Genomic DNA, 1,317 nt, shown 5'->3' on the forward strand with positions numbered 1-1,317 from the left:
CTATTAGTATCGGTCAGCTGAACATGTTACCATGCTTACACCCCCGACCTATCAACCTTGTGTTCTTCAAGGGATCTTACTAGCTTACGCTATGGGAAATCTCATCTTGAGGTTGGCTTCACGCTTAGATGCTTTCAGCGTTTATCCATTCCCGACTTAGCTACCCAGCTGTGCTCTTGGCAGAACAACTGGTACACCAGAGGTCAGTCCATCCCGGTCCTCTCGTACTAAGGACAGCTCCTCTCAAATTTCCTACGCCCGCGACGGATAGGGACCGAACTGTCTCACGACGTTCTGAACCCAGCTCGCGTGCCGCTTTAATGGGCGAACAGCCCAACCCTTGGGACCTACTTCAGCCCCAGGATGCGACGAGCCGACATCGAGGTGCCAAACCTCCCCGTCGATGTGGACTCTTGGGGGAGATCAGCCTGTTATCCCCGAGGTAGCTTTTATCCGTTGAGCGATGGCCCTCCCACGAGGTACCACCGGATCACTAAGCCCGACTTTCGTCCCTGCTCCACTTGTGGGTGTCGCAGTCAGGCTCCCTTCTGCCTTTGCACTCTACGAACGATTTCCGACCGTTCTGAGGGAACCTTTGGGCGCCTCCGTTACTTTTTAGGAGGCGACCGCCCCAGTCAAACTGCCCACCTAACAATGTCCTGTGACCAGATTCATGGCCGCCAGTTAGAATTTCAGTACTGTCAGGGTGGTATCCCAAGGATGACTCCACCAAGGCTGACGCCCTGGTTTCCTAGTCTCCCACCTATCCTGTACAGACAATACCAAAACTCAATGCTAAGCTACAGTAAAGCTCTACGGGGTCTTTCCGTCCAATCGCGGGTAGCGAGCATCTTCACTCGCACTACAACTTCGCCGGATTTACAGTTGAGACAGTGCCCAAGTCATTACGCCATTCGTGCGGGTCAGAACTTACCTGACAAGGAATTTCGCTACCTTAGGACCGTTATAGTTACGGCCGCCGTTTACTGGGGCTTAAGTTCACACCTTCGCTTGCGCTAAGTGTTCCCCTTAACCTTCCAGCACCGGGCAGGCGTCAGCCCCTATACATCAGCTTACGCTTTAGCAGAGACCTGTGTTTTTGCTAAACAGTTGCTTGGGCCTATTCTCTGCGGCCTACTCTCGTAGGCACCCCTTCTCGCGAACTTACGGGGTCAATTTGCCGAGTTCCTTAACTGTAATTCTTCCGCCGGCCTTAGGATTCTCTCCTCACCTACCTGTGTCGGTTTGCGGTACGGGCACTACTTCTCTCTCTAGACGCTTTTCTTGGCAGCGTGGAATCATGTACTTCGGTTCCGT

Annotated in this window: 1 rRNA gene; it reads right to left on the reverse strand. The window is 53.2% G+C overall.

The annotated features are described in order from the left end of the window. Nucleotides 1-1,317: ribosomal RNA gene (locus tag OIF33_RS17035) — 23S ribosomal RNA — on the reverse strand; the annotation flags it as partial.

Source organism: Clostridium sp. LIBA-8841 (genome assembly GCF_034439435.1).
Lineage (GTDB): Bacteria > Bacillota > Clostridia > Clostridiales > Clostridiaceae > Sarcina.